Source organism: Cochlodiniinecator piscidefendens, assembly GCF_011326755.1.
GTDB lineage: Bacteria > Pseudomonadota > Alphaproteobacteria > Rhodobacterales > Rhodobacteraceae > Cochlodiniinecator > Cochlodiniinecator piscidefendens.
The window spans coordinates 11,764-37,298 of the sequence record NZ_JAAOIE010000003.1; the positions used below are offsets into that span (position 1 = coordinate 11,764).

Here is a 25,535-nt window from a genome sequence, read left to right on the forward strand (position 1 = left end):
TTATGTTTTTATGTTTTGAATGAGGCGAGACGCAAAAGGAGCACGCATGTCCATAACACCAGCAAAGAGCGGCATTCAGCGTATAAAACCCCATATGGTCGGGGGGAGTGCGAAGGCGGGAAAACCAGTTGGAGTTTTCTTGAATTCTAACGAAAGCGCATACGGGGCCAGCCCATCTGCATTAGAGGCGGTTCGTTCCGCCGCAAGCGGATTAGAGCGATATTTTGAATTCGCTGATGATCATTTAGCGCCTTTGATTGGGCAGCAATTTGGACTGAACCCCGCACAAATTACCATTGGTCAGGGATCAGACGATTTGTTGGCGCGCTTGGCCCGTGGATATCTTGGGCCCGGCACAGAGTTGGTTCGAACTGCGAATGGATACTTGAAGGTGCCCAATTACGCGTATGCCAACGATGCAGAGGTTATTTCTGTCCCAGACGAAGGTTTCAAACCTTCGGTGGATGGTATTATCGCGGCGATCAGTGAAAAGACGCGTATCGTGTATTTGGCAAATCCCGAAAATCCGGCAGGCACTTATTTGACCGGTGAAGAGGTGCGCAGAATTCATGCTGCAACCCCGGAAAATGCGTTGTTGGTTCTTGATTGCGCCTATGAAGAATATGTCGATGCACTAGATTATGAGCCTGGTGAAATTTTGGTTGGCGAAGCCGATAATGTTGTGATGTGCCGCACGTTTTCAAAAATTTATGGCTTGGCGGGGGCACGTGTCGGTTGGGCGTATGGGCCACTCGATGTGATCGATACGGTTAAACGCATCGCGCTTACGTTTCCGATTGCCTCGACGTCTGCTGCTGCTGTTCGGTCGGCGCTGCTCGACCAAGAACATATCCGTAACGTGTACACCGAAAACCTAAAGAACCGGAAATGGTTGACTGAGGAGCTTGAAAAACTTGGGCTAGAAGTGGTGCCAAGTCAGACAAACTTTCTTTTGGTGCGGGTTGAGCATGCAGAACACACAGCAGAATCAGTTGATCTTGCGCTTCAGGCGCATGGCATCGCGATTCGTCGCTTTGCTGCTCCAGCTTACCGAGATTATATCCGTATCACGCTGGGTTTTCCCCATGAGCTTAGAAAACTGATGGACGCGATGAACAGTATTCTGAAGGGAGCGGAGTGATGGTAGCAGCACCTGCTTTAAATGACGCTTCTCCTGATGTTCTGTATCCAAGCGGCGCAAAGATTATCAATGCAATCAAGGCTGCAAATGTTCAGCACATCGTTGCGTTGCCTGATATTGTCACCAGCGATGGCCTGCTATGGCCAATGTCCAAAGATCCGGATTTTCGTCTAACGCGCATTTGCAAAGAAGATGAAGGCGTCTCGATTTGCGGAGCAATGTCCTACAATGGAACCCGCGCTGTCCTGATGATGCAGCAAACGGGGTTGATGGATTCGCTGAATGCATTGCGTGCAATTGGTGTTGATTATGAACGACCGATTGTTATTTTGGTTGGCCTTCAGGGGAAAGAACCACATCTGAGACCGCAGGAATCTCAGTCGTATGGTGTGCGGATTATGCAGCCGGTTTTGGATGCGATGGAGCTATCGCACAGTCTGATTGAGGAACCGGGAGATGAAGCACATATCACGGATGCGATAGAGCGCGCTTATGCGCTGTCGCGTCCTCATATCGTATTAATTGGTCGCGAACCGGAGGCCCCATGACACTTCGCCGAGATGATGCGCTGCGCGCGCTTATTCCACATATCCGTGAGGACGACATTGTTGTCGCGGTGTATCAAACAAACTTTGACTGGATGGCTCTAAACCCTCGAGATCTAAATTATGTTGCTGTGGGCGCTATGGGGCAAGCCTCATCGCACGGGCTTGGGCTTGCAATAGCGAACCCTGACCGTCGTGTGATTGTTCTAGACGGTGATGGTAGTTTGCTGATGAACCTTGGATCGATGGTTACGATTGCAGGGGCACAAGTGACCAACCTTTACCACTTTGTTTTTGCGAACCGGGTGTATGAGGTGAATGGCTCACATCCGCTTCCTTCGGCTGAACGAGTGGATTTCAGTTGGATGGCGTTGGCCGCAGGGTATAAAGATGCGTTCCGGTATTCAGATTTGGACAGTTTTACCGAAGATTTGCCTGCGTTTCTATCTGGTGACGGGCCACAAATGGCAGCCTTGGAAATCGTAGCAGGAGAGGCTTATCCGCGAGATTACGCATATATCCATAGCGCCGAGGCGCGAAAAACATTTGCAGATGCTCTTAATCGCTAACAGCGTTTTGTGCAATTTTGAGAAAAGTCTCAGCGACAGCCGAGAGAGGTTTTCGCTGGGACCAAATTAGAGATGCGGTAAATGGAATAGTAGGTGTAAACGGAACGGCAGCACATTGTTGCATAGAATTTGGTTCCACTTGTGTAGATCCCACAATGGCGACGCCTAAGCCGTTGGCAACCATTTGACAGATGGCATCTGTTGTGCGTGCTTCGTATTGGGTTTTGCGATGAATGCCTTCGGTTTTAAATACTGCGTCAATGGCCATCCGAAACCGAGAACTGGAGCGATAAGAAACATAGGCTTCGTTCGCTAAATCCTGCGCGGATATTTCTTTGGACGACGCGAGCGGATGATCAGGTTTCATGATGCAGACTGCTGCTTCGTCCCAGATTTTTAGGCTATTAAGGCTGGGGTTCGTTGTTTTTCCGGAAATAATGCCAAAATCATATCCATTAGAAACCATCCACTCGACCGTATCGTCAGCGGTTTCAACTTCTAGTTGGATTTGGGCATTCGCGTGATGATGTGCAAAATCTCTGATTAATTTTGGGGCGATCAATGTTGAATACGTTGGGGTCGTGATGAGGCGAAGGCGCGCATGACTATATTGGCTAATCGCATTTGCAGCATCTTTGATATGCTCCATCCCGCTGATCGCTTGCCGTATCTCTCCGACGAGCAATCGTGCTTCTTCCGTGGGTTCAAGCATACGACCTGAGCGACGGAATAAGGGAAAACCAACTTCGCTTTCGAAATCGGCGATCAATCTGCTGGCTGCGGGCTGAGAAATGCCCAACACATTTGCTGCTTCGGTTACTGTGCCAGTTGAGACGACCGTGCGAAACGCGTCAAGTTGACGAAAAGTAATCTTCATGCTGAACCGTTCATATCATTATACACAGCGCCGCCGTATTCATATCGACCACTGCCGATACACGCGCCATATCTTTTACGCTACCCTAAATTGTTTGTCATAAGAAGGCTGGAAAAGTGTTTTGTCATCCTACAGGAACGGAGAGATGGTGTAGAACTGCGTTGCCCATGTTTTGTGAATTGTGAATTTTGGATGAGATATCAGGCTGGTATGCGGGTTCTGGTGACTAGAGTGGTATCTCATAGCGCCCCGAAATATGTCTCACATGAGAAAGAAGGATTCGTAACTTGTCAGGGGCGTATCTCCGCTGTATCTACTGGCCTCCTTACTGTTGTTTTAATTGTTTTAACGATTGAAGCGCTTAACGCGGCGGTTGAATGTATAGTTTACCGTATTTCGCCTGGCTTTAGTGAATTCGCACGGGACGCAAAGGATTTGGGGTCATTTGCAGTCTTTTGTCTTTTTGTGGCCAATGGCGGGTTTTACACATATGCCTTCTGGCAGCTTTTGATCTGAGGTCGACATGTCCAACCCATTAAAAATCATCGCCGTTCCCATGCATCCCGAAGGGCGAAAATTTGTGGCCATTTTCGCGGCTGTTTCAATTGTTTTGGGGTCGCTTTGGATGCCGCTGTTCTGGATTGGGGCAGGGCTTACCGTTTGGTGTTATTATTTCTTTCGCGACCCGGTCCGGTCCGTTCCGCAAGTCGAAGGAAGGCTTGTGTCACCTGCTGACGGCGTTGTGTCATTGATCACACGGATGGTGCCGCCTGCAGAGCTTGCCTTGGATGCCGAAGAGCGTGTGCGCGTTTCGGTTTTTATGAATGTCTTTAATTGTCATGTGAATCGTATGCCGATGCAAGGCACAATTAAAAAGATAAGCTACCATCACGGTAAATTCTTGAATGCGTCTTTGGACAAAGCCAGCGAACACAATGAGCGGAATGCGCTGACCATTCGTTCAGACAATGGAACTGAAATTGGTGTTGTGCAGATTGCGGGGCTGGTTGCGCGCCGGATCGTTTGTTTTACGCAAGAAGGTGAAAACCTTGAACGCGGCGAACGTTTTGGTCTGATCCGTTTTGGGAGCCGTTTGGACATCTATTTGCCGCCAGGCGTCGAGCCGCAGGTGGTTTTGGGCCAGACAACGGTGGCCGGTGAAACGATATTGGCCAATCTAGAAGACCCAGCCACAGTTTGGTCAGGAGCAAGAATTTGACCACAGGCAAGCGGGTGCCGCTGAGGTGTTATATTCCAAATTTAATCACATTATTTGGGTTATGTTTGGGGTTGGCCTCTGTTCGGTTGGCCATGCTTGGGCAGATAGAGGCTGCAATAATGTTGCTTTTGTTTGCATCATTGGCTGACGCAGCGGATGGAAAAGCCGCACGCTTTCTAAAATCCGCCAGCCCTTTTGGGGCGGCTCTTGATACGCTGAGCGATTTTTTTAATTTTGGCGTGGTGCCTATAATATTGCTGTATCATAGCCTTTTCCTTAACTCCGCGTATGAGAGTTTTGCCTGGAGCGCCCTTGCGTTCTATTGTTTATGCTGCGTCTTAAGATTGGCCCGTTTCACAGCTGCGGATGACAAACAAAAGTCAAACGGATCAGTGTGGTTCACCGGGGTGCCTGCACCTGCAATGTGTTGCCTTGTCTTACTTCCAGCAATCCTAACATTGATGGGAAGCAACGTGGCGACGGATCACCATGTTTTGGCGTCCGTTTACATTTTGGGTGTCGGATTACTTGGTGTGAGCCGATTGCGCACGCCATCTATACAGACCTTTTCAGTGAGCCCTATCCATTTGCCTTTCGCATTGGTCGGAATCGCCGGTCTACTGGTCTGCCTAACGGTCTTTACATGGCCATGCCTCGTCGTCTTAGATATCATATACATCCTATCCCTACCCTTCATACATAAGGCCCTCTCAAAGGGGGAAAAAGGCCGCTAAGTTTGTGGATTATTGCGGTCCTAATGAGGGAGGAATTTTCAATTTATAACGTTGATCTATACGTTTCTCAGGTCATCTTTCCACGTTGCAACGATGGTGTAACACCAAAAGTAGCCCGGTAAACACGTGTAAAGTGGCCGGAGCTTTCAAACCCACAGGCATGGGCAATTTCGGTGATTGAATTGTCAGTTTGAATGAGTAAATGGCGTGCTTTTTCTAATCGCATTTCCACGTAGTATTTTTTGGGGGAGCAATTCAGGTATTTCCCAAAAAGGCGTTCAAGTTGTCGTACTGAAATCCCAATGTTGTTTGCAATCACTGTCGAAGAGACAGGTGTTTCGAGCGTATCATTCATTTCTTGAATCGCCTTAGCCATATGAGGGTTGCGCATGCCATGGCGTGATTGAAGGGACACGCGTTGTTCAGCCGTTGCATCGCGGACGGCATTATAAACCATTTGGTCTGACACAGCGATGGCAAGGTCTTGGCCATGCGCATTCTCGATCAAATGTAGCATGAGGTCGGCGGTCGCTGTACCACCTGATGCGGTTATAACTTTTTCATCTGCGACAAACACATTGCGCACCAAGTTAACCTCAGGAAACTCTTCCATAAAACTATCATGAAATTCCCAATGGATCGCAGCCTGCTTTTCGTTAAGAAATCCAGCTTTCGCAAGTATATATGCGCCAGAACACAGAGCGCCGATCTTGGCGCCCTGAGCGCGTTCCCTTCTCAGAGTATTCAAGAGATTTGAGGTAACTTTTTCTTTGACGTGAATGCCCGATAAGACAAACAATTGCTCGTTCTTGGGAATGTCATTATACCCATGATGCACAAGCGTAACAGACCCGTTTGAACAGGTCGCTGAGATGCCATCGTCCGAAATATAAGACCATTGATAAAGGTCTTTGCCGCTAACCAAATTGGCTATGCGCAAAGGTTCCACAGCGCACGAAAAGGCGATGTGAGAAAACTCATCCACTAAAATAAAGACGAAATGCTTGGTCTTGTCCATTAGGGGCAATCCGTTGCTGAGGCTATGTGTAGTGCTCATATTTGACGTATTTTTGTATACATAGATTATTTTTTATGTATACAAAAAAGCAATGATAGTGTCGGGATTCCTATGAGCGAAGCTGCAAATCAAAAGAAAATTGAACTTTATGAGGTTCTAAAGGAAGCAATTCTAACGCTTGAATTGCGCCCGGGTGCGGACATTGATGAAGCTCAGCTCAGCGACAGCTCAGGCATGTCGCGCACGCCATTGCGTGAGGTTCTGCGGCAGTTGGCTGGAGAGGGATATCTAACCCTGCGCCGCAATCGCGGTGCACGTGTCAGTGAGATGACCCATACGAACATGCGGGAATTTTTTCTGGCGGCGCCTATGATTTATGGAGCAATCATGCAGTTGGCTGCTCAAAATGCACTGCCTGATCAGATAGTTGCACTTAAGGCTGTGCAATCCGAGTTTCGTAAGGCCTTGCGCTCTGGCACGGCTAAGGATCGCGCACTGTTGAATAACAGCTTTCATCAAATTACCGGTCAGATGGCACATAACGCCTACCTATTGCCCAGCTTTAACAGGTTGCTGATTGATCATGCGCGCATTGGGATGACATTTTATCGCCCTAACTGTCAGGATATGGCCGACAACTTAGAAACGGCTGCTGATCAGCATGATGCGATTATTCAATGCATCGAAGAGGGCGATGAAGTCACCGCAGCACAATTGGCTACGGATCATTGGAATTTGTCCCGTGGGCAAATTGAAAATTTTGTAATGCCGCAAGGGCTGGATATACCATTTGGCCAATTCGGGTTTTCAACATCAGCATGAGGATATGAATGACACCGCTTTTTCGTTTTGAGGGGATTTATACCCCTGTGGTGACCCCTATGACTGCCGATTATGGCGTGAATTGGGATGCGCTCGCTGAAGTGATCGAAAACCTTGTTGATAAGGGTATTCATGGTCTCGTTTCTGGTGGTTCGACAGGTGAAAACTACGCCCAAACTGTTGAGGAACGCCTCGCTGTTGCGCAGTTTACCAAAGATGTCGTGAACGGGCGCACTGCTTTGATTGTTGGCACAGGGGCGATGATGACACCTGATAGTATCGCGCTTGCGACAGGGGCACGGGCATTGGGTGCGGATGCTATTCTGCTCGCCACTCCGCCATATTCAGTGCCGACAGAACGTGAAAATGCGCTGAATGCCTTGGCGATCGACAAGGCTGCTGACTTGCCAGTTATGCTTTATAATTATCCGGGACGCATGGGCGTCCATATGGGCGAAGAGTTTCTGGATCGCGTTGGTCGTAGCCGGAACATCTGCGGGATCAAGGAAAGCTCAGGTGATATCAATCGTGTGCATTTGCTGGCGCGCGATTACCCGCATATTCAGATGTCGTGCGGCATGGACGATCAGGCCTTGGAGTTCTTTGCTTGGGGCGCGCGCAGTTGGGTCTGTGCGGGATCAAACTTTTTACCCGAAGAGCACATCGCTCTCTATCAGGCTTGCGCGGTTGAAGGTGACTTTGACAAAGGGCGACGGATTATGTCAGCCATGATGCCCTTGATGCGTATTTTGGAACAGGGCGGAAAATTCATTCAATGCGTAAAGCATGGCGTGACAATGAATGGGATCAATACTGGCCCAATGCGACCACCGCTGAAGGGACTAAACAAAGATGATAAACGCGCGTTGGAGCAGGTGGTCCGTGTCGTGAAAACGACGATTGCCGAGATCCAAAATGAACAACCAAAGGCAAAGGGCTGATCCATGGACCTGTTGACACAAGAAGAATACCAAGCCATTGCCGACAATCTGACTTTGCCAACCACTGCGTTTATCGATGGGGCATACCGCCCTGCAATGTCAGGGAAGACATTTGCAACGACAAACCCGGCGACGGGGGAAAAGATCGCTGAAATTGCGGCCTGCGATAGCTCAGATGTTGATTTTGCAGTGCAAAAAGCGCGTGAAGCGTTTGAAGATGGACGTTGGAGCAAAATGCATCCGTCAGAACGCAAAGATGTTTTAATTCGTTTTTGCAAGTTGCTAACACGTAATGCCTGCGAACTGGCCGTAATGGAAAGCATTGATAGTGGTAAAACCATTTTCGATTGTGAAACGGTTGATATTCCTGAAACCATCCATTGCCTAAAGTGGCATGCCGAAGCAATCGATAAAATTTACGATCAAGTCGCCCCAGCATCTGACGATCATATTGCAATGGTCGTGCGAGAACCTATCGGGGTTGTTGGCCTCGTATTGCCGTGGAATTTTCCATTGTTAATGCTTGCATGGAAAATAGGCCCGGCTTTGGCCGCGGGCTGTTCAGTGATTGTGAAACCGGCTGCTGAAACATCGCTTACCACCATACGGGTTGCCGAGCTCGCTCAGGAAGCGGGGCTACCAAAAGGTGTATTGAATGTTGTTCCGGGCGGCGGTGCGGATGTCGGCGAACCGATTGGCCGCCATATGGACATCGATATGGTGTCTTTCACCGGATCGACCGCTACAGGAAAGCGTTTTTTGTCCTATTCGGCCGAAAGTAACGCCAAAGAAGTCGTTTTGGAAATGGGTGGTAAAAACCCTTGTATCGTTCTGAATGACGCTGAGAACTTGGATATGGTTGCACAGCATGTCGTGAATGGCGCGTTCTGGAACATGGGTGAAAACTGTTCAGCGAGTTCTCGATTAATTGTTCACAAAGACATCAAAGATGAGCTTTTGAATCGGATCGAAGTGCATGCACGTCATTGGAACGTCGGAGCGCCCTTACATCCTGAAACGCGGATTGGTGCGCTGGTGTCGAAAACGCATTTTGACAAAGTGTGTGGCTATATCAAAGGTGCGGAAAATATTCGCTTGGGTGGCAATTCCCATGATGGGGCATTTGTTGAGGCAACGATTGTCGAAGTCGCTGACAACACGCACCCACTCGCCCGAGAAGAGATTTTTGGCCCGGTCCTGACGGTTATTCCTGTATCCGGTTTTGACGAAGCCATCAGTATCGCCAATGATACCGATTATGGCCTATGTGCATCGATATTCACATCCAATGCTAAACGGGCCATTCGCGGGGCACGTGCATTGCGCGTCGGGACGGTAACCATAAACAGCTTTGGTGAGGGGGATATATCTACCCCATTTGGTGGGTATAAACAGTCTGGCTTTGGTGGGCGGGATAATTCAGTTCACGCACATGATCAGTATACCCAGTTGAAAACAATCTGGATTGATTTGTCTGATGATGAAGATGAGGCGATTGACTAATCTCTCTGTTGGGGTGTGCAACGTATGCCTCAACGCTCACATTTCTTAACCGAGTCCCGCCATGACGCAATCACTGAAAGCTCATCGTTTGCCGACCCATGCCGGTCCGGCTGCATGGAATGCCATTCTAGGCGCTCAGCCTCCCGCCCAGAGCTTAGACAGGGATGAAACTGCAGACTTTGTCATTGTTGGCGGAGGATTCGCAGGGTTGTCAGCAGCGCGCCGGTTGCTCCAACTTCAACCAAAGGCAAAGATCGCGGTATTAGAAGCTGGCCGTTTTGCCGAAGCCGCATCTGGGCGAAACTCTGGGTTTATGATTGACCTGCCCCATGACCTGGCATCGGATGATTATGCTGGGCAGGGGCCAAATAGTGATCGCGTTCTGATTGAATTAAACCGCAATGCAATCGCATTTGCACGACAGGCCGTGGACGAATACGAGATTGACCCAAACTACTTTGACGAAGTGGGTAAGGTGAACGGCGCGGCATCCCAAACGGGTCACAATCATAATCTCAGTTACGCTAAGCACCTCAGAAGTTTGGGTGAGCAATCTGAGATGCTCGACGGGCAGCAAATGCACGAATTGACCGGGAGCCGACACTATCATTCTGGGTTGTATACGCCAGGCACTGTGATGTTGCAGCCCGCAGGGTATATTCGGGGTCTTGTATCGGGGCTTTCTGATCGTGTGTCTCTGTACGAAAACACTCCAGCAACAGAGTTCCGACGCATTGGGCCAGATTGGCAGGTCATTACACCAAAGGGTTCCATCACGACAGGTCGTATATTGCTGACAAACAATGGCCACCTTGAAAGCTTTGGGTTTGAGAAGGGGCGGTTGATGCAGCTGTTTCTCTATGCGTCAATGACGTCAGAGCTAGACAGCGATACATTGAGAAAGCTCGGAGGGCAGCCTCGGTGGGGGGTGACGCCGAGCGATCCAATGGGGACCACCATGCGACGAATAGATGTGGGGCAAGGGGGTAACCGGATCATCACGCGCACCTGCGCAACGATGAAGCTCAACATGAAACCGACGCAAGCAGGAGTCGCGCGCGCAGCCAAAGTCCAGCAGCGAAAATTCAATCAGCGCTTTCCTCAGTTGGCGGGCATGGAGATGGAGTATAAATGGGCCGGGCATTTGTGTTTGGCTTTGAACGGCGTGTCCGTATTGCGCGAAGTTGAAGACGGTGTTTTTGCGGGATGTGTGCAAAACGGTCTTGGCACTGCCAGAGGTACGCTTACAGGGATAGGTGCAGCGGAACTTGCTTGTGGTGAACAATCAGACATAACAGATTATTTCACTCAAGAAGCGCGACCCAAGAGACTCCCGTCTGCGCCGATTGCTGAAATCGGCGCAAATGCCGTATTGCGCTGGAAAGAATGGCGCGCCGGAAACGAGTAAAGTCCAAAAACTAGGGAAGGCTAAGCTTTGCCATGCGCCCGCCGTCTACCGTATAAATCTGCCCTGTTATAAATCCGCTTTCGGATGCAGCAAGGAACGCTGCAAGGGCTGCAACCTCATCAGGCTTGCCGGTGCGCCCGACGGGGTGGATACCGCCTATATCGCGCCTGAACGCATCGGGGTCTTCCATACCTTCGATGAAATCTAAATTAAGATCAGTGTCAATCCAGCCAGGGGCAATGGCGTTACAACGAATACCTTCGTTTCCGTGATCAATTGCCACGGCTCGGGTCAACCCATGTAGCCCTGCCTTAGATGCGCAATAGGCAGCGTGACCTGGATTTGCGCCTAGTCCTTCGATTGATCCGATATTGACGATATTACCCCGTTGCAAACGTAAATGTGGTAAGGCTGCCTGTATCATTAAGAAAGGTGCTGTTAAATTTACTGTCAGGTTTTTGTGCCAATCCTCATATGACATCTCCTCAATGCGGGCCTCTTGCATCATGCCAGCATTATTGATCAGCACATCCAACTGTCCGGTTTTTGCGATGACTTCTTCGATACAAGCACGCGGGCTTTGCGGGTCAGAAAAATCAACCGAGATACTTTCAAATTCAGTGTCGTGACCACGTTGAGCCGTTAATACCCGCGCGCCTTCGTCGCGCAGTCTACGTGCAATCGCTTGTCCAATACCACTCCGCCCGCCAGTAACGAGGGCAACTTTACCTTCAAAACGTTTCATCCGACGGGTTTCCCCCCATTAATTTCAACCAGTTCGCCGCACATGTAGCGTGCGTGGTTTGATGCAAGAAACAGAACCACCTCTGCAATGTCTTCAGGCTGAGCAATTCGGCCAATTGGGACGGTTTTGTCGAGTTCAGAAATCGCTGTCGAAGGGTCATAGCCGCGCAGTTCAAAACCGGTGCGCAACATCGGAGTGTCCACTTCGTTGGGGCAAACGGCGTTAATGCGAATGCCCTGATGGGCATGGTCGCGCCCCATGCATTGCGTGAGCGAAGCAATCGCAGCTTTGGTCATACAATAAACAGCGTGATCCGGGCCGGGATGTACGCCCCAACAGGATGCGGTGTTCACGATTGCCCCGCCGCCATTTTGCGCCATGATGGGTATAGCTGCACGGCACAGCTGAAAGGGGGCTTTGACATTCACGGCAATAGAGATATCAAAATCTTCATCGGTGCTGCTTGTGACAGGGCCACGTCGCATGATGCCTGCGTTATTGATTAGGATGTCCAAGCCACCCAAAGACTGCATCGCTGCAGCGGGCAGGCCATCGGCATATGTTGTATCGATCAAATCACCGGGCAGGTGTGCGTCTGCCTCAAGCCCAGATGTATCACGGTCTGCAACAGCAACACGCGCGCCAGCTGTACGCAGCATTTTGACAATTGCCCCCCCGATGCCGCCAGCAGCGCCTGTGACCAAAGCACATTTGCCTTCAAAGTTCATCTTTCTCTCTCCCTAAAATGATGCGACTGATGTGCCAAATAATGCTTCGTCAGGCGTAACGCCCAGACCAGGACCTGTGGGAACTGCGATATGGCCGTTTTCAATTTTTACCGGATTCTTCTGGTCATAGTGCCCGTCAATATAGGGCTGAGCGAGCCAAACCCCTTCGAGCAATCTAGGGTGAGCCGTTGCGCCTAAATGCGTGCAGGCAGCGGCGATAATATCACCGCCCCAACTGTCATCGCAGGTATGGTGAAGAGAGCGAGCTTCGCAAATATCACGGACAGTTTGCATCGGTTGCAGTCCGCCAATTCGGGTAAGTTTCATCCCAAATCCATCAACGAGTTCCGTACCAACTGCGTTTATGACTGTGGGTAGATCAACAGAGTTTTCATCCATGTAAAGTGCGTGCTGAAGCAGCGGGCGAATTTTACGAAGATCATCAAGAGTGTTGCAGGGCTGTTCCATAATGAAAGGGATATCTGGCAATTCGCGGCTTACCCTAAGGGCGTCGCGTGTGGTCCAACCTCTGTTGCAATCAATTGCCAGTCGCATGCCGGTATGGCCGATTTGTTCCCATACCTTGCGTATGGTTTCGATGTCGATTTCGACGGGGCGCCCGCCGACTTTGATCTGCAATCTTGGATAGCCTTCGGCCTGTTTGGTTGCGGCGAGCCGGGCAATGTCATCCGGCGCACCAACCCCCGTGGCATAGTACGACGGCACCCGATCGGTAACAGCGCCGCCCAGTAGAGTGCTGACGCTAAGGCCGATGGCTTTGCCAAGCGCATCATGAACTGCAATGTCGATCGCAGCTTTGGCGTAATTGTGCCCATTTAGAAGGGTGGACATGGTACGCTGTACTGTGAGCGGTAGAACGTCAGTTCCAATTAGACCCGGCGCCATTTCGAATAACGCAGCACGTGCACCAGCAGCGTGAGCTTCAGCATACGTTGGGCCAAGTGGGCACGTTTCGCCCCATCCAACAACGCCGGTATCCGTTACAATTTTTACCAAAGTCGTATCTAATGCCCAGACCTTGGAATTTGCCATGGTGTAGGGGCCATTCTTTACGGGCAGATCGTGCTGGTAAATATGGATTTCTTTGATTTTCATCACAGGCTCCAGTGCCCTACAGGGTTCCCAAGTGTTTCGCGATTTACGTTTATGCCCAAGCCGGGTGCATTGGGGACCAGTACCCCACCATCACGCACGGGTGCGTCAAATTCGGCTGTTTGCAAAGTCACCATGTCGCGGCAATCGAGAATGCAGCGCAGATATTGTTCTGGCACTGTCGCACCTAAATGCGCGATGGCCGCGAAGGCAATTGTCGATCCAACAGTATCCTGAACAGACATGGTTAACCCAGCCGCGCGGCTTATGTCGCGATGACGGCGGCCATGGGTCAGGCCACCTGCCTTGGATATTTTTAAGCCGATGCCGTCTGCGATATCTTGAGCCAAAATTTGTGCGATGTCGCTGTCTTGCTGTGCCAATTCATCCATAATGATAGGAACGCTGCAATGCTGCCTGAGGGATAAGGTTTCACGCCAGGTTGCACAGGGGGCCTCCAGTACAAAGTCAAGTCTGGGCGGAAGCATGTTGAGCATTCTCAAAGCTGTTTCTGGCAACATGCCACCGTTTGCGTCGACGATGAAGTATTCTCCAGGTTTGCGATCGGCTAACGCTGCGGTGATACGTTCTGCGTCAAGGGCGGGGCCGCCTTCGCTATCGAGTGCGCCAATTTTGACAGAATGCCCCCGGTATCCCATAGCCCGATGGTCCGCTACACGTTTGCGCATGTCATCTGGATCGCCAGCATAGATAGAGGAAATTGTTGGCATTGGGATATTTGTGCTTCCGCCAAGTAATTCACAAACTGGTAAACCAACAGATTTTCCAAATACGTCCCAACACGCTAGGTCAATTGCCGATTTTGCGTGATTGTGCCCCAAGAGTACCTGATCCATCGCATCGTTAATCCGGTCCAATTGGCGAGGATCGCGTCCCAACAAATGCGGTGCAATTTCTGCAATGCCAGCTCGGGCGCCTGTGGCGTGGGATGCAATATAGGTAGAACCGAATGGCGTGCTTTCGCCCCATCCCTCTGTTCCATCATCTGTGGTTATGCAGACGATGGAAGCGTCAAAAGAGGTGAACTCTCGACCACCTGACAACAGATACGTGCCACCAGAATAGGGGAGATCAACTTGGTAAAGGTCGATTTTTGCGATTTTCATGATGCAGCCTGCGGTGGAACAAGAACCAGTTTACCAGTGTGTTTTTTCGCCAAGAAATCTTCTTGGGCGGAATGAATGTCGCTTAGCGGGTAGGTCTTTGCCACAAGAGGGCGAATTTCACCGGCCTCGATATATGCAATCAGATTTTCGAAAACGATATCTTCTTGGAAGGTGCATCCAAATAGGGTGAGGTCTTTGAGGTACAACGTTCGTACGTCGATTTCTGACATTGGACCTGCGATTGCCCCTGCTACGGCGTAACGACCACCCCGACGTAGAACATTTAGAAAGTCAGGCCATTGATCGCCTGCGACCAGATCAATCAGGACATCTATACTGCCTTCGCCCAACTCTTTGACGAGGTCAGCATTGCGATCAATAACTTGATCGGCTCCGACTGCGCGGACTTCGTCAAATTTGGACGGTGAAGACAGTGCGATGACATAGGCACCGCGCCGTTTTGCCAGTTGGACCGCCGCTGAACCAACTCCACCTGAGGCACCAGAAATCAAAACGCGCTCTGCGCCAACACCCGCGCGATGTAGCATGTTTTCAGCGGTGGAATACGCACATGGAATTGAAGCCAGCTCTGCATCTGACCAATCGCAAGAAACGGCATGTGTTTCAGCCGCTGGCGCCACCGTAAATTGCGCAAAGCCACCGTCGCATTCACTGCCTATTGTCCAGCATTCATAGGGGCGGTAATCGACATATGTTCGCAACATATTCCGAACGAGTGCGCGTTCGCCAATCCGCTCCTTCGAAACGCCAGCCCCAATTGCAACGATGTGTCCGCACACGTCGGCACCCTGAATGCGCGGAAAGGTTAGAGGTGTGCCAGACCAGCTGGCATCGTCGTCGTCTACCGTTTCAAAACCCTTCGCACCGCCCGTGTCGGTGTCGGCTTCGACAGCTTTGGAATACCAGCCAATACGCGTATTGATATCGGTGTTATTTACACCCGCCGCCCTTACCTGAATGAGAACTTCACCTGCTTTGGGGGAGGGAACGGTGACTTCGCTACTATAGGTAAGTTTGTCTATTCCCCCGTGTCCGGTGAGCAATACGGCGTGCATTGTTTTGGGTGTATTCATTGAATTCCCTCATTTTGTAGTAATGTCTGGGCTAAATGTAGCGCGGTTATTTGGGCGGCTTCTGCGCCACGGATCATAGCCATGTTGGTTTGGCCTTCGTGAATGGACAAAAGGGCCTCGGCGAGCATAGTGATGTCAGATGCGGGAGAAATTTTTTCCACTCGATCAGCAAAAACTTGACGCACCGCGTCTTTATGGCGTTCAGCTACTGCACGGATTTCTGGATCGTTTGGATAAGCCGCAAGAGCATTGATGAATAGACATCCGGTGTTTGCCACATTTTCGAGCCATGCACCAAGCTGATTGAAAATGTGCAATACATGTTCAATTCCGGTTTCCGGCCCACCTGAAATCCAGTCGAGGTACGCGGTGTTTCTGTGTTCCAGCGCCCCAACGACCATCGCGTCTCTGGACGGGTAGTATTTGTATAACGTTCGCAAGGATACATCGGCACCGTCACGTAATGAATCCACGCCAGGCGCAGCAAACCCCATAGAGGCAAACTGCGTGTCTAGGTTTCGGGCGATGCGTGTTTTTGTGTCATCCATTTTTCTAATGGTAGAACGATCGTTGTACATGTGAAAGTTTATCTGCGACGCGTAGCGAAGTTTTCTGTCGTAAAAAAGCCCCGCCAAAGAACGGCGGGGCAGGTCGGGGGAGGTATTAGTATGATTGGTTCAGTTCATCTGATGCGGGGATTTCGCGTTCGCGGCGAGCGATGTAGTCAAGAAGTTCTTCGTTTTTGGCTGGGTCCAGATGTGGCTCCTGGTACTCACTCAGGAGTTTTTTGGCGTAGCTCAGGGCGCGCTCTGTAACTTCTACGCTGCCTTCAGCAACCCATTGCTCGATTGAGTTGTTGTCAAAAAGCTCTGGCATGAAGAACGCGGTTTGGAAGTTTTCCAAAGTGTGTGGATGCCCTAGGTAGTGACCACCGGGGCCAATATCACTAACCGCCGAAACAGCATCATCAAAGCCGTCCCAATTTGGCCCTTGGGCCATGCGGTAGGCCATCGCGCATTGCTCTGCATCAACAACAAATTTCGCCACCGAACAGTGCATGCCTGCTTCGTTCCAACCAGCAGAATGCCAAATGTAATTTGCCCCGGCGTGCACCACACTGGATAAAGTCGTGGCGCTTTCGTATCCGGCCTGCGCATCGAAGGTTTTTGCGCCACCTAATGTATTGGATGTGCGCCAAGGGATGTCATAAAATCGGGCCATCTGACCAATCATGAAGTTCATCAAGCTAATTTCGGGTGTGCCTGCCATCGGTGCGCCTGATTTCATGGAAACGGTTGACAGATAGTGACCGTAAATCGCGGGCGCGCCTTTGCGAATGACTTGAGTATACGCAAGCGCTGACAGCGCTTCGGCATTTAGTTGCGCGACAGAGGCTGCGACCGATGCTGGTGTATTTGCTCCGCCCAATACAAACGGCGAACACAGCACCGGTTGATTACGTTTGCAAAATGACCGCATTGCCCCAAGCATGGTTTCATCCCAGACCAAAGGCGAATTGCCGTTACAATTTCCTGTGGTCACTGGGTTGTTGTCGATGAACTCATCCCCGAAAAGAATGGCGCACATATCCATTACGTCTTCGGCATTTTTTGGGCTGGTGGTCATCCCCATGAACATTTTGTCGGAATACTTCATCGAAGAATATGTGATGCGTAAATGGCGTTGGCTGATGGGGTGATCATAGGGTTCAACGATGTGGTGTGCAGAGCTATGCAATGCTGGCATCATATGGCTGAGTTTGTGAAACATTGCCAAATCTTCGAGCAACGGGTTGCGACGCACATCGTTGAGGTCCCGTAAAAATGGCGCACCTGTCATAGGAACAAAAACAGAGTTTTTCCCGCCTAAACGCACGTTGTTTTTTGGGTTTCGCGCGTGATAGGTGAAATCTGAAGGTATTGTTGCTATCAAGCCACGGACCAATCCTCGGTCCAGAAAAACTGTGTCTCCTACGACTTTCGCCCCGGCTTTTTTCCAATCTGCAAGGGCGATGTCATCTCTAAAAACTACGCCGACGTTTTCGAGAATATCCATTGAGGCCGCGTCGATCCGTTCGACTTGCGAGCCGTTCATAACTTCGCATTCAGGGATGTTGCGCTTCAGACCGGGCAACATTTCAAAATTTGGGGCCGAGCGCAAAGCGCGACGGGCGGACCGACCACCAGTACGAGAGCGAGCAGGTGTGTCTGTATCAGTCATCTACGTATCTCCATCAGTTTCAAATATGATGGCAACGTGGTGTGTGGTGCACATGCACGCATCCGAAGGATCGTTGCAACTTACGACATCAGTGCGGGCCTGAATGCCGTTCGACAACCTAAATTAAATGCGGAATGTTTTCAGGTGAGATAATTTGAATGTTAGAAATACAGTTAGGCGGGATCTGTTGGGCTAATTTGTGGTGGTGCAGAAAGACCTGAAAGATGTTTTTCAAATCTACACTAAGATCATGGTGTAAAACAAAATCGATTTTTCCGGATTGTATCAATGCCCGATTGTCTTGGTCTAGGTCGTGAGCAATGAACAAATCAGGTTGCAATCTGTTGTGCTGCAATATGTCTAATATCGTTCTGTTCCCGCCGCCCATTGAATAGACTGCGCGCAATTTCGAAAGCTGTGGGACAACGCGTTCCATGACATATGTGGTTTCATAATGGACACCTGCGCCGCCGCTCATGGGGACAATGTTTAGGTTTGGGCACAGGTGCTGCATCGATTGCACGAATGCCGCTTCGCGTTCTTCTTCCCCTAAGAATAGGTCACTGCTGCGTGTGGCCAAAATGGTTCCACCAGTGTCACCTAGGCTTTTAGCGATCAGATAGGCGGCTGTGCGTCCTGCACTGAAATTGTCTAGCCCAACATAGGCGAGGCGGCTTGGGGATTGAATATCTGTTACCAAGGTTACGACCGGAATGCCGGTAGCGGCCAGTTTTTCGACGGCATTTCGAATAGATGAAACATCTCGGACTTTCAGGCAAACTCCGTGACTTCCACGTTTGGCAATTCTTTCCAAAATCTGAATTACATCTTCTTCACTCATAATGTCTTGGCAGGTAAATCGTGGTCGACAGACAGCGCCTGCGAGCTGACCGATTGTATCCTCAGCGGCGCGTTGCACTTCGCGACTGAAACGCTTTGGTGCTTCTATGACGAAGTCAAAGAACAACCTGCGGCCTTTGGCGGCGAAATGTACCTCTTGATTTTCGAGTTCTTTAATGGCTGCAGCAACACGTGATTTGGTCTGTGGACTCACATGAAGCCGGTTGTTCAGGGCGCGATCAATGGTTGCGGTACTGAGGCCCGATTGCCGTGCAATTTCTTTTAGAGGAAAACGATGTGTCATTTGATGTATTATTGATGTGTTTTTGGTCGCCGGCAAGGCAGGAATTGGCCAAACTAAGGGCGCGACAACAGGAGGCAAAGATGCAAAGAAAACTCGGATATTTTGAGGCTACGGCATGTGACTTGGAAGAATTCACTACACTGATAAACCAAACCACTGACGGGGCTACGGTTCCTTTGGCTGACGATGTTCAATTAAATGTCCCAATTTATGACATGGCCCGGTTGCGTGGTACATTAGAAGAGGCCGAAACCCGTCGAAGCCTACTGCAGGAATGGGCGCAGGTGTTGATGGCGGGGGCTGGCGTTGTTGTATTAAAGGGGGCGTATGCGAACACTGAGGTGCTTGATCGTGCAACAGCGCTATATGAGGATATAATCACATCAGAGAAGGCTGAAAATGGTGCCAGTGAAGACCATTTTGCAGCATCCGGCGCAAATGACCGTATCTGGAATTCATTGCAAAAGCTATGTGAGGCCTCTCCTGAGGTGTTTCTGAATTACTTTGCGAATACCTCAATTGCGGCTGTATGCGAGGCTTGGCTCGGTCCTAATTACCAAATGACGGCCCAGATCAATTTGGTGCATCCGGGTGGGGCCGCGCAACAGGCGCATCGCGACTATCATTTAGGGTTTCAAACAGCCGAAATCAGCGGGTCCTATCCGGCGCATGTGCACGACCTTTCACCTGCGCTGACGTTGCAGGGCGCGGTGGCCCATTGTGATATGCCTGTTGAAAGCGGGCCAACAAAACTCCTGCCATTTTCACAAGCTTATCGTCCGGGATATGCTGCCTGGCGTCGTGATGATTTTCGTGGTCTTTTTGAAGATCGCTATATTCAATTGCCATTGGCCAAAGGAGACGCCGTATTCTTTAACCCTGCATTGTTTCACGCTGCCGGTGCCAACACGAGTGAAGATATTCACCGCATGGCAAATTTGTTGCAGGTTTCGTCGGCATTTGGTCGAGCGATGGAAACGATAGACCGAGTCAAAATGTGTAAGCTTTTGTATCCCGCGGCAACGAAGGCCCTGAGCCAAACGAAACTGACACAATCGGAGTTACTGTCATCAATTGCAGCAGCTGCAGAAGGCTATTCTTTCCCAACGAACCTTGATCGCGATCCACCAAAAGGTGGGCTTGCCCCCGAAACGCAACAAGCTTTGTTCATTCGGGCCTTGAATGAAGGAATGGATCAACGAGCCTTCGAAAAGCAGTTAGATCAAATGGCGATCAATCAGCGCGCTTAAAAGGTCGCCCGGCGTGTTCGCATGCGCAGGGCAGGTTATGTGATCTTTGCTTCGATGGTGGTAAATGTAACGGATTTTGAAACCACCTCATTCACTCCATGCAGCAATTCAGCATCGAAGCTTAAGGAATCTCCGAGCTTCATTTGGTATATTTTATCACCACACTGATAGGTACATTCCCCCTCTGTGATCGTGATGAAAACATATCCACGATTGATGTATTTGGGGTGGGCGACATCGCGATGTTGGCCGATGGTGACTGACGAGGCCTCAAATTCCAAAGGGTTTTTTCGGTGGCGGCTTAGTATGCGAAATTCGTGTTGGTGATCGGCAAAGGTTCGGGTTGCAGGTATGCCTTGCCCGGCTTTGACGTAATTCACGTCAGCCGTACGTACGCTGTCCGCAAAAAAAGCAATGACCGAAAGCGAAAGTGCATCGGCTAAGGCTTCCAGCGTTGTGAGGGATGGCGACACCTGACCGTTTTCAATACGCGAAACCATGGCTGAGGAAATACCAGACATATCTGCGAGCTTGCGCACTGTGATATCCGCGATTTGCCTTTGACGTTTCACAGCGCGCCCAACAACGGTTGATAAATCTGATTGGTCGCCCGTCGAGTCTGATGAGATGGAATCGTCCAAGGTTTATATCCGTCGTGTTTGTGGCGTGAAGAAAAGAGTTAGCACAGGCTAGCCTACGATACAAAGGCGCGCCAGCCTGTTTAGTGCGAATTTAAAATTTCCAGATTTTTCACATGATTTTAGTAGCTTAGCGTAACATAGAGCCTGTGATGTGTTCGCTGATACCGTGTGTGTCGGCAATGTGCGTGATTTAATTTTGTTTACTGCTGTGCAACTTATTTATCTTGACTTATCATCTTGTTTGATGAAACTTGACCTTGTCATGCAAAAATATTCTTTATTCTCACTCGCGAAAAACGCACTTTCTGGTCACCGTAATTGGCAGCAAGCCTGGCGCAGCCCGCCGCTACGGGATCAGTACGATGTCATTGTCATTGGGGCAGGTGGTCATGGATTGGCCACTGCTTATTACTTGGCCAAAGAATTCGGCACCGCCAATGTGGCGGTGTTGGAACGTGGATGGTTGGGGGGCGGAAATATCGCCCGGAACACCATCACTATACGCTCAAATTACATGCGGGATGAATCTATCCCATTTTATGTAAAGTCAGTTGCCATGTACGAGGGGCTGACCAAGGAGCTGAACTTCAACATGATGCATTCAAAGCGCACCATGGTTGATGTGGTTCAAACCTACCCAAAAATGCGCGAACTGCGCCGCCGTCAATTGACGATGGACATTTATGGTTCAACCTATGAGCAGATTAGCACTGATGAAGTGCGCCGCAGGATACCGGCGCTGACAGGTGGTGGTCCTGACGCGAGACTGCCAATTATCGGTGGAATGGTTCATACCGACGCAGGCGTAAATCGCCATGATGCTGTGGCTTGGGGATATGCCCGGGGGGCTGATGAGCTTGGGGTTGAAATCCACCAACAAACCGCAGTTCAATCCCTGATCAGAGGTTCCGATGGAGCCATTACAGGTGTGGAAACCAACCGGGGAACGGTTCGCGCCAAAAAAGTTGTTGTTGCTGTTTCTGGCCATACCACAACCATCACGGAAACGGCCGGGTTGAAATTGCCGTTGCGCACGATGAACCTCACTGCATTTGTATCCGAACCAGTAAAGCCACTGGTGGATGTGATTGTGAATTGCCCAGATAGCGGGTTCTACTTCAGTCAATCTGACAAAGGCGAAATGGTCATTGGCGGCGCCCCTGACATGGGGCAAAGTTTCAGGCGTGATATTAAGCAAAATGTATTTGAGGATACAGTGACATCAATGTTGTCACTGTTCCCGGCGTTCAAAAAGCTAAAGCTCATGCGTCAGTGGGGCGGGCATTTGGACATTGCCCATGATGCGTCTCCAATCATGTCGAAAACGGAAGTGGGCGGCTTGTTTGTAACGGCAGGTTGGTGGGGGGGCTATAAGGCTATTCCTGCTGGCGGGCTTGCGCTTGCGCATCTCGTAGCGAAGGGAACACCGCATCCCTTAATGTCATCATTTACGCTCGATCGTTTCAAACATCTGGATTTCATTATGGAAGCCGGCACTACGACAGCCCGATAAAAGGACAGGAAACATGCTTAGAATAACCTGCCCATATTGCGGCAGCCGTAACGAAAGCGAATTTTTATTTGGTGGTCCTGTTGGCACAGAGCGCCCAGACCCCAATACAACATCCGATGCAGATTGGATTGAATACCTCACCGTGAAACCAAATCCGTTGGGACCGGTTCAGGAACGTTGGTGGCACGCACGCGGGTGCGGCGAATGGCTGACAATCTGGCGGGATACACGGACACACGATATTGTAGAGGCTCCAAATGACACAGAATAATCGCCTCACATCCGGTGGGCGCATCAACCGTAATCGAACAGTTAATTTTCGCTTCAATGGTAAACCTTACAAAGGTTTTGAGGGCGATACGCTGGCCTCTGCCTTGATTGCCAACGGTGTTAGTGTGACTGCGCGCAGTTTCAAATACCACCGTCCGCGGGGGATTGTTGGTCAGGGGGTCGAAGAGCCTGCGTCACTTGTTGAGTTGGAAGGTTCCGATGCTTCAGGAAACTGCCCTATAACAACCGTTAAAATTCATGAGGGTTTAGGGGCCAAATCGGTCAATTGCTGGCCGTCTCCAGAGTTTGATCTGGGTGGTATAAATCAACTGTTTACCAAGTTTCTGCCGGCTGGATTTTACTACAAAACATTCAAATGGCCGAACTGGCATATGTTTGAGCCTTCAATTCGGCGGGCGGCTGGATTGGCTGGCGCACCTGCCATGCCTCCGGCAGAAGGCCATTTCGAGGCGCGGCATGCTCACGCGGAGGTTCTTATTGCGGGGGCAGGCCCGGCGGGTCTGATGGCTGCGTTGATCGCTGGTCGGTCTGGAAAACGCGTGTTTCTTGCGGATGAGGGAACTGAAGCAGGTGGTAGTCTGCTCAGTCGTAATCTGACGATAGATGGGTTGCCTGCGATGAGGTGGGTCGCTGACACTGTTGCAGAGTTGACGGCTATGGAAAATGTCACGCACATTCAGAATGCCACAGTTTGGGCCTATCGCGAACATAACCTGATGATCGTCAATGAACGTCAACCTAACGGTAAATCTGTGCTTGAACGTAGTTGGCGTGTTCGTGCTGATCAGGTCATCTGCGCAACAGGTGCTATTGAGCGCGCTATGGTGTTTACCAACAATGATCGCCCGGGTTCGATGATGGCATCTGCGGTGCAATCCTATGTAAATCGTTACGCCGCTTTGCCGGGCAAAAAGGCTGTGATTTTTACCAACAACAATAGCGCATATGCGGTTGCGGCAGATATGGCAGCGGCTGGCATCAGCATTGAAGCAATCGTTGACAGTCGAAAAAATGTTCCCAGCGATGTTACAGGCTTGGTTACGGGCATGAAAGTTCTGAAAGGCCACGTTGTTACTGCGGCCAAGGGGCATAAACGGGTCAAATCCGTGGTTGTTTCTTCGATCTCGGGCAACGGATCACAGACGATAAAATGCGATCTTATTGCGCAATCTGGCGGCTGGAACCCAGCGGTGCACTTGTTTTCTCAGTCGCGTGGTACGTTGAAATTTGATGAAGACATTGCGAGTTTTGTTCCGGATGTTCCGGCGCAGCCTACTCTAAGTGTTGGGGCTGCAAATGGCGAGATGACATTAGCGCAAGCGTTGTCATCAGGTGCTGAAGCCGGGGCGCAGGTTTCTGGGGGGGCGTCGACTGAAACGCCAAAAACCAATGATGCACCCTATGCGATTGAACCGTTGTGGCGCGTAGAAGCCAAAGGCCCCAAGGGCAAAGCGTTTCTAGATATTCAAAACGATGTATCTGTTGACGACGTACACCTTGCCCTGCGCGAAGGATATACAAACGTTGAACATGTGAAACGCTATACAACGGGTGGCATGGGAATTGATCAGGGGAAAACTGGCAATATCAATATTATTGGCACGGTGGCATTACAAAAAGGTGTCGATCTTCAGGATGTTGGAACCACTACTTTTAGGTCCCCATATACGCCTGTGTCATTTGGTGCGATAGGCGGTCTGCGCGAAGAAAGCGTTCTATTTCCCTATCGCCATACACCTATCACTGAATGGAACCATGCCAATGGCGCATTCATGTACGAAGCGGGTGCGCGGTGGCGTCGTCCAGGTTATTTCCCCCGCAAAGGTGAAAGCTTTCAAGAAACGGTAAATCGCGAAGCCAGCACTGTTCGTGAAAAAGTGGGGGTTTATGACGGATCACCTTTGGGCACATTTGAGCTTAAGGGGCGTGACGTCGGGAAGTTTCTTGATTTCATTTATACGAATGTAATGTCCAACTTAAAACCGGGGAACGGCCGGTACGGGCTGATGCTTTCGGAAGATGGGCTTATTCTGGATGATGGGGTGACGTTCCGTTTGGATGAAAATCGGTGGATGGTTTCGACGTCTACCGGCCATGCGGATGCGATGAATATGCATATGGAAGAATTGCTTCAGACTGAGTTTCCAGATTGGGAAGTCATGATCACTACGGTGACATCGCAATGGAACAACGCCACGATTTGTGGACCCAAAGCCCGGGATGTGATGGAAGCACTTGGTACGGATATTGATCTGTCACCAGAGAATTTCAAATTCATGTCGTTGCGTGACGGTACGGTTGGTGGAATTCCTGCACGCGTCGTGCGGGTTAGCTTTACTGGAGAATTGTCATTTGAGGTGAATGTCGCGCCGCGGCACATGCGCGAACTGTGGCAAAAGGTGATGGAAGCCGGGGCGCAGTTTGGAATTGAAGCGATTGGATCAGAGGCCAACCATGTTCTGCGTGTCGAAAAAGGATTCCTTTCGTTAGGGCACGAAGTTGACGGAACAGCAGACGCTTATGATCTGAATATGGGTTGGGTCATGTCTAAGAAGAAACCAGACTACCTTGGGAAACGGTCTGTGGCTTTGCGTCGTTCTTCAGGAAAAACCCGCCGTGAATTGGTTGGGTTGCTGCCAGAGGATCCAAACCGTGCAATTCCAGAGGGGGCGCCACTTACCCCAGGAGGACGCAAAGAAGCCACTGAAGGTCTAACAACGGCTTGTGTTTGGAGTGTTGTTCAAAACCGGTGGGTTGGTCTTGCGTTATTGGAAAATGGTCATGCACGACACGGCGAAATTGCACATGTGCGATTAAAAGACGGGACAATTCCTGCAAAAATTACTGCCCCGGTGTTTCATGACCCGGCTGGCGAACTGTTGAGGTCTTAAT

The 25,535-nt window shown here is 50.2% G+C and carries 25 protein-coding genes; 14 read left to right on the plus strand and 11 right to left on the minus strand.

What is annotated here, in order from left to right; all coding sequences use genetic code 11:
* The first annotated feature begins 46 nt into the window (after positions 1-46).
* From G9C99_RS08870 to G9C99_RS08880, 3 genes are read left to right on the plus strand one after another with little or no spacing between them, the layout of a single operon-like run.
* Positions 47-1,141 (plus strand): pyridoxal phosphate-dependent aminotransferase, encoded by a 1,095-nt coding sequence (locus G9C99_RS08870; RefSeq protein ID WP_166417145.1) that lies wholly within the window; start codon positions 47-49, stop codon positions 1,139-1,141.
* A complete protein-coding gene (locus G9C99_RS08875; RefSeq protein WP_166417146.1) occupies positions 1,141-1,689 on the plus strand; it encodes a decarboxylase in 549 nt (182 codons plus the stop codon). The genes G9C99_RS08870 and G9C99_RS08875 overlap by 1 nt, the downstream gene beginning before the upstream one ends.
* Positions 1,686-2,255: a thiamine pyrophosphate-dependent enzyme gene (locus G9C99_RS08880; protein ID WP_166417147.1), complete on the plus strand. Its 570-nt coding sequence runs from the start codon at positions 1,686-1,688 to the stop codon at positions 2,253-2,255. The genes G9C99_RS08875 and G9C99_RS08880 overlap by 4 nt, the downstream gene beginning before the upstream one ends.
* Here the strand turns inward: G9C99_RS08880 and G9C99_RS08885 are convergent.
* Positions 2,245-3,132 (minus strand): LysR family transcriptional regulator, encoded by an 888-nt coding sequence (locus tag G9C99_RS08885; RefSeq protein WP_166417148.1) that lies wholly within the window; start codon positions 3,130-3,132, stop codon positions 2,245-2,247. The genes G9C99_RS08880 and G9C99_RS08885 overlap by 11 nt on opposite strands.
* A gap of 210 nt (positions 3,133-3,342) precedes the next feature.
* On the opposite strand from G9C99_RS08885, the gene G9C99_RS18705 reads away from it, so the two are divergent.
* From G9C99_RS18705 to G9C99_RS08900, 3 genes are read left to right on the plus strand one after another with little or no spacing between them, the layout of a single operon-like run.
* Positions 3,343-3,648, plus strand: a complete 306-nt coding sequence (locus G9C99_RS18705; RefSeq protein WP_407926015.1) for a diacylglycerol kinase — start codon at positions 3,343-3,345, stop codon at positions 3,646-3,648.
* A gap of 7 nt (positions 3,649-3,655) precedes the next feature.
* A complete protein-coding gene (locus G9C99_RS08895) occupies positions 3,656-4,351 on the plus strand; it encodes a phosphatidylserine decarboxylase (RefSeq protein ID WP_166417150.1) in 696 nt (231 codons plus the stop codon).
* Entirely contained in the window at positions 4,348-5,085 is a 738-nt protein-coding gene (locus G9C99_RS08900; protein WP_166417151.1) for a CDP-alcohol phosphatidyltransferase family protein, read from the plus strand. The genes G9C99_RS08895 and G9C99_RS08900 overlap by 4 nt, the downstream gene beginning before the upstream one ends.
* Before the next feature lie 67 nt (positions 5,086-5,152).
* Here G9C99_RS08900 and G9C99_RS08905 read toward each other — a convergent pair whose 3' ends face one another.
* Positions 5,153-6,103 (minus strand): GlxA family transcriptional regulator, encoded by a 951-nt coding sequence (locus G9C99_RS08905; RefSeq protein ID WP_166417152.1) that lies wholly within the window; start codon positions 6,101-6,103, stop codon positions 5,153-5,155.
* Between the two features lie 111 nt (positions 6,104-6,214).
* Between G9C99_RS08905 and G9C99_RS08910 the strand changes: the two genes are divergently transcribed.
* The 4 genes from G9C99_RS08910 (at position 6,215) to G9C99_RS08925 (ending at position 10,777) form a co-directional block, all read left to right on the plus strand.
* Positions 6,215-6,925 carry a GntR family transcriptional regulator gene (locus G9C99_RS08910; RefSeq protein ID WP_166417153.1) on the plus strand — a complete coding sequence of 237 codons (711 nt, stop codon included), beginning with the start codon at positions 6,215-6,217 and terminating at the stop codon, positions 6,923-6,925.
* Between the two features lie 8 nt (positions 6,926-6,933).
* A complete protein-coding gene (locus G9C99_RS08915) occupies positions 6,934-7,866 on the plus strand; it encodes a dihydrodipicolinate synthase family protein (RefSeq protein ID WP_166417154.1) in 933 nt (310 codons plus the stop codon).
* A gap of 3 nt (positions 7,867-7,869) precedes the next feature.
* On the plus strand, positions 7,870-9,369 hold the full coding sequence (locus G9C99_RS08920; RefSeq protein ID WP_166417155.1) for an aldehyde dehydrogenase: 1,500 nt from the start codon (positions 7,870-7,872) through the stop codon (positions 9,367-9,369).
* A 61-nt stretch (positions 9,370-9,430) separates the two neighbouring features.
* The gene (locus G9C99_RS08925; protein WP_166417156.1) at positions 9,431-10,777 is read left to right on the plus strand and encodes an NAD(P)/FAD-dependent oxidoreductase; all 1,347 of its coding nucleotides are present in this window, start codon (positions 9,431-9,433) and stop codon (positions 10,775-10,777) included.
* Positions 10,778-10,787: 10 nt separating this feature from the next.
* Here the strand turns inward: G9C99_RS08925 and G9C99_RS08930 are convergent, their stop codons facing one another.
* The 8 genes from G9C99_RS08930 to G9C99_RS08965 all read right to left on the minus strand — a co-directional run bounded on the left by G9C99_RS08930 (position 10,788) and on the right by G9C99_RS08965 (position 18,948).
* Positions 10,788-11,522, minus strand: coding sequence for an SDR family NAD(P)-dependent oxidoreductase (locus G9C99_RS08930; protein WP_166417157.1), 735 nt, complete (start codon positions 11,520-11,522; stop codon positions 10,788-10,790).
* Positions 11,519-12,250 (minus strand): SDR family NAD(P)-dependent oxidoreductase, encoded by a 732-nt coding sequence (locus G9C99_RS08935; protein ID WP_166417158.1) that lies wholly within the window; start codon positions 12,248-12,250, stop codon positions 11,519-11,521. The genes G9C99_RS08930 and G9C99_RS08935 overlap by 4 nt, the downstream gene beginning before the upstream one ends.
* 12 nt (positions 12,251-12,262) lie before the next feature.
* Entirely contained in the window at positions 12,263-13,366 is a 1,104-nt protein-coding gene (locus G9C99_RS08940) for a mandelate racemase/muconate lactonizing enzyme family protein (RefSeq protein WP_166417159.1), read from the minus strand.
* Entirely contained in the window at positions 13,366-14,490 is a 1,125-nt protein-coding gene (locus G9C99_RS08945; RefSeq protein WP_166417160.1) for a mandelate racemase/muconate lactonizing enzyme family protein, read from the minus strand. The genes G9C99_RS08940 and G9C99_RS08945 overlap by 1 nt, the downstream gene beginning before the upstream one ends.
* Positions 14,487-15,584, minus strand: a complete 1,098-nt coding sequence (locus G9C99_RS08950; RefSeq protein ID WP_231704031.1) for an alcohol dehydrogenase family protein — start codon at positions 15,582-15,584, stop codon at positions 14,487-14,489. The genes G9C99_RS08945 and G9C99_RS08950 overlap by 4 nt, the downstream gene beginning before the upstream one ends.
* Entirely contained in the window at positions 15,581-16,132 is a 552-nt protein-coding gene (locus tag G9C99_RS08955) for a TetR/AcrR family transcriptional regulator (protein ID WP_166417161.1), read from the minus strand. The genes G9C99_RS08950 and G9C99_RS08955 overlap by 4 nt, the downstream gene beginning before the upstream one ends.
* A gap of 115 nt (positions 16,133-16,247) precedes the next feature.
* Positions 16,248-17,804, minus strand: a complete 1,557-nt coding sequence (locus tag G9C99_RS08960) for a trimethylamine methyltransferase family protein (protein WP_166417162.1) — start codon at positions 17,802-17,804, stop codon at positions 16,248-16,250.
* 118 nt (positions 17,805-17,922) lie between these two features.
* Positions 17,923-18,948: a LacI family DNA-binding transcriptional regulator gene (locus G9C99_RS08965; protein ID WP_166417163.1), complete on the minus strand. Its 1,026-nt coding sequence runs from the start codon at positions 18,946-18,948 to the stop codon at positions 17,923-17,925.
* Between the two features lie 80 nt (positions 18,949-19,028).
* On the opposite strand from G9C99_RS08965, the gene G9C99_RS08970 reads away from it, so the two are divergent.
* A complete protein-coding gene (locus G9C99_RS08970; RefSeq protein WP_166417164.1) occupies positions 19,029-20,198 on the plus strand; it encodes a phytanoyl-CoA dioxygenase family protein in 1,170 nt (389 codons plus the stop codon).
* A 35-nt stretch (positions 20,199-20,233) separates the two neighbouring features.
* Here G9C99_RS08970 and G9C99_RS08975 read toward each other — a convergent pair whose 3' ends face one another.
* Entirely contained in the window at positions 20,234-20,839 is a 606-nt protein-coding gene (locus G9C99_RS08975; RefSeq protein WP_166417165.1) for an XRE family transcriptional regulator, read from the minus strand.
* Positions 20,840-21,101: 262 nt separating this feature from the next.
* Here G9C99_RS08975 and G9C99_RS08980 point away from each other — a divergent pair, with 262 nt between their 5' ends.
* From G9C99_RS08980 to G9C99_RS08990, 3 genes are read left to right on the plus strand one after another with little or no spacing between them, the layout of a single operon-like run.
* On the plus strand, positions 21,102-22,352 hold the full coding sequence (locus tag G9C99_RS08980; RefSeq protein WP_166417166.1) for an FAD-dependent oxidoreductase: 1,251 nt from the start codon (positions 21,102-21,104) through the stop codon (positions 22,350-22,352).
* 13 nt (positions 22,353-22,365) lie between these two features.
* Complete coding sequence (locus tag G9C99_RS08985; RefSeq protein ID WP_166417167.1) at positions 22,366-22,623, plus strand: sarcosine oxidase subunit delta; 258 nt, start codon at positions 22,366-22,368, stop codon at positions 22,621-22,623.
* Positions 22,610-25,534 carry a sarcosine oxidase subunit alpha family protein gene (locus tag G9C99_RS08990; RefSeq protein WP_166417168.1) on the plus strand — a complete coding sequence of 975 codons (2,925 nt, stop codon included), beginning with the start codon at positions 22,610-22,612 and terminating at the stop codon, positions 25,532-25,534. The genes G9C99_RS08985 and G9C99_RS08990 overlap by 14 nt, the downstream gene beginning before the upstream one ends.
* Position 25,535: the final 1 nt, after the last annotated feature.

What these genes read in the sequence shown, in the direction of transcription:
- G9C99_RS08870 (WP_166417145.1), top strand. Translation starts at nt 47, where the DNA reads ATGTCCATAACACCAGCAAAGAGCGGCATTCAGCGTATAAAACCCCAT.
- G9C99_RS08875 (WP_166417146.1), top strand. Translation starts at nt 1,141, where the DNA reads ATGGTAGCAGCACCTGCTTTAAATGACGCTTCTCCTGATGTTCTGTAT.
- G9C99_RS08880 (WP_166417147.1), top strand. Translation starts at nt 1,686, where the DNA reads ATGACACTTCGCCGAGATGATGCGCTGCGCGCGCTTATTCCACATATC.
- G9C99_RS08885 (WP_166417148.1), bottom strand. Translation starts at nt 3,132, where the DNA reads ATGAAGATTACTTTTCGTCAACTTGACGCGTTTCGCACGGTCGTCTCA.
- G9C99_RS18705 (WP_407926015.1), top strand. Translation starts at nt 3,343, where the DNA reads ATGCGGGTTCTGGTGACTAGAGTGGTATCTCATAGCGCCCCGAAATAT.
- G9C99_RS08895 (WP_166417150.1), top strand. Translation starts at nt 3,656, where the DNA reads ATGTCCAACCCATTAAAAATCATCGCCGTTCCCATGCATCCCGAAGGG.
- G9C99_RS08905 (WP_166417152.1), bottom strand. Translation starts at nt 6,103, where the DNA reads ATGGACAAGACCAAGCATTTCGTCTTTATTTTAGTGGATGAGTTTTCT.
- G9C99_RS08910 (WP_166417153.1), top strand. Translation starts at nt 6,215, where the DNA reads ATGAGCGAAGCTGCAAATCAAAAGAAAATTGAACTTTATGAGGTTCTA.
- G9C99_RS08915 (WP_166417154.1), top strand. Translation starts at nt 6,934, where the DNA reads ATGACACCGCTTTTTCGTTTTGAGGGGATTTATACCCCTGTGGTGACC.
- G9C99_RS08920 (WP_166417155.1), top strand. Translation starts at nt 7,870, where the DNA reads ATGGACCTGTTGACACAAGAAGAATACCAAGCCATTGCCGACAATCTG.
- G9C99_RS08925 (WP_166417156.1), top strand. Translation starts at nt 9,431, where the DNA reads ATGACGCAATCACTGAAAGCTCATCGTTTGCCGACCCATGCCGGTCCG.
- G9C99_RS08930 (WP_166417157.1), bottom strand. Translation starts at nt 11,522, where the DNA reads ATGAAACGTTTTGAAGGTAAAGTTGCCCTCGTTACTGGCGGGCGGAGT.
- G9C99_RS08935 (WP_166417158.1), bottom strand. Translation starts at nt 12,250, where the DNA reads ATGAACTTTGAAGGCAAATGTGCTTTGGTCACAGGCGCTGCTGGCGGC.
- G9C99_RS08940 (WP_166417159.1), bottom strand. Translation starts at nt 13,366, where the DNA reads ATGAAAATCAAAGAAATCCATATTTACCAGCACGATCTGCCCGTAAAG.
- G9C99_RS08945 (WP_166417160.1), bottom strand. Translation starts at nt 14,490, where the DNA reads ATGAAAATCGCAAAAATCGACCTTTACCAAGTTGATCTCCCCTATTCT.
- G9C99_RS08950 (WP_231704031.1), bottom strand. Translation starts at nt 15,584, where the DNA reads ATGAATACACCCAAAACAATGCACGCCGTATTGCTCACCGGACACGGG.
- G9C99_RS08955 (WP_166417161.1), bottom strand. Translation starts at nt 16,132, where the DNA reads ATGGATGACACAAAAACACGCATCGCCCGAAACCTAGACACGCAGTTT.
- G9C99_RS08960 (WP_166417162.1), bottom strand. Translation starts at nt 17,804, where the DNA reads ATGACTGATACAGACACACCTGCTCGCTCTCGTACTGGTGGTCGGTCC.
- G9C99_RS08965 (WP_166417163.1), bottom strand. Translation starts at nt 18,948, where the DNA reads ATGACACATCGTTTTCCTCTAAAAGAAATTGCACGGCAATCGGGCCTC.
- G9C99_RS08970 (WP_166417164.1), top strand. Translation starts at nt 19,029, where the DNA reads ATGCAAAGAAAACTCGGATATTTTGAGGCTACGGCATGTGACTTGGAA.
- G9C99_RS08980 (WP_166417166.1), top strand. Translation starts at nt 21,102, where the DNA reads ATGCAAAAATATTCTTTATTCTCACTCGCGAAAAACGCACTTTCTGGT.
- G9C99_RS08985 (WP_166417167.1), top strand. Translation starts at nt 22,366, where the DNA reads ATGCTTAGAATAACCTGCCCATATTGCGGCAGCCGTAACGAAAGCGAA.
- G9C99_RS08990 (WP_166417168.1), top strand. Translation starts at nt 22,610, where the DNA reads ATGACACAGAATAATCGCCTCACATCCGGTGGGCGCATCAACCGTAAT.